Raw genomic sequence first — 1,406 nt, forward strand, 5'->3', positions numbered from 1 at the left:
GCACGGCCGGGACGGGACGGTCCCGGTGCTCGCACCGGCGGGCTTCATGGAGCACGCGGTCAGCGAGAACGTCTACGCCGGCACCGCGATGACCCGCCGCGCCGTCTACATGTACGGCAGTGACCTGCCCAAGGGCCCGGCCGGCCAGATCGGCTGCGGTCTGGGGGCGACCACCTCCACCGGCACGATCAGCCTGGTCCCGCCCACGCTCGGCATCACCCGCACGGGTCAGCGGGAGACGGTCGACGGGGTGGAGATCGTCTTCCAGCTCACCCCCGGCACCGAGGCCCCCGCGGAGATGAACTTCCTCTTCCCCCGGCACCGGGCCCTGTGCATGGCCGAGAACGCCACCCACACCCTGCACAACATCCTGACCCTGCGCGGCGCCCTCGTCCGCGACCCGCGCATCTGGGCGCACTACCTCAGCGAGGCCGAGGACCTGTTCGCCGGCCGGGCGGACGTCGCGTTCGCCTCCCACCACTGGCCCACCTGGGGCCGCGAGGCCATCGTCGGCTTCCTCACCACCCAGCGCGACCTGTACACCTACCTGCACGACCAGACCCTGCGCCTGCTCAACCAGGGCCTGACCGGCCCGGAGATCGCCGAGGACATCCTCCTGCCCCCGGCCCTGGAGACCGCCTGGGCCGCGCGCGGCTACTACGGCTCGGTCAGCCACAACGTCAAGGCGGTCTACCAGCGCTACATGGGCTGGTTCGACGGCAACCCCGCCCACCTGTGGGAGCACCCGCCGGTCGAGCAGGCCCGCCGCTTCACCGCCGACTACGGCGGCATCGACGCCCTCACCGCCAAGGGGCAGCAGTACGCCGCCGACGGAGACCTGCGCTTCGCCGCGACCCTGCTGAACCACGCCGTCTTCGCCCACCCCGACCACCGGCCCGCCCGTGAAGCCCTGGCCCGGGTCTACGACCGCCTCGGCCACGGCGCCGAGAACGGCACCTGGCGCAACTTCTACCTCACCGCCGCGATGGAACTGCGCGGCACCCTCGCCAAGGTCGCGGTCGACATCGGCAACCCCGAGATGGCCATGGCCCTGACCGTCGACCAGCTCGTCGACTCCCTCGCCATCCGCGTCAACGGCCCGCGGGCCTGGGACCTCCGCCTCACCCTGGACTGGAGGCTCACCGACCAGGACAGGGCCTGGCGCCTCACCCTCTCCAACGGCGCGCTGACCTACCGCACCCGCGCCCTCGACGCCCAGCCCGGCGAACCCGCCGACCTGACCCTCACGCTGTCCAAACCCCAGCTGCTCGGCGTCCTGGCCGGCCACGGGCTGGACGGCGTCACCGTCGAGGGCGACCCAGCCGTCCTGGCCCGCCTCTTCGGGGTACTCGACGCACCGGACTCGCAGTTCGCCATCGTCACCCCCTGAGGCCGCCGGCTCCTGC

Annotated in this window: 1 protein-coding gene; it reads left to right on the forward strand. The window is 72.5% G+C overall.

The features are described 5' to 3' along the window. Positions 1-1,390: alkyl sulfatase dimerization domain-containing protein (locus tag ABZ885_RS41185; RefSeq protein WP_360200341.1), on the forward strand; the 1,390-nt coding region annotated here is incomplete at its 5' end. Positions 1,391-1,406: the final 16 nt, after the last annotated feature.

The sequence above is a fragment of the Kitasatospora sp. NPDC047058 genome, from assembly GCF_040643935.1.
Lineage (GTDB): Bacteria > Actinomycetota > Actinomycetes > Streptomycetales > Streptomycetaceae > Kitasatospora.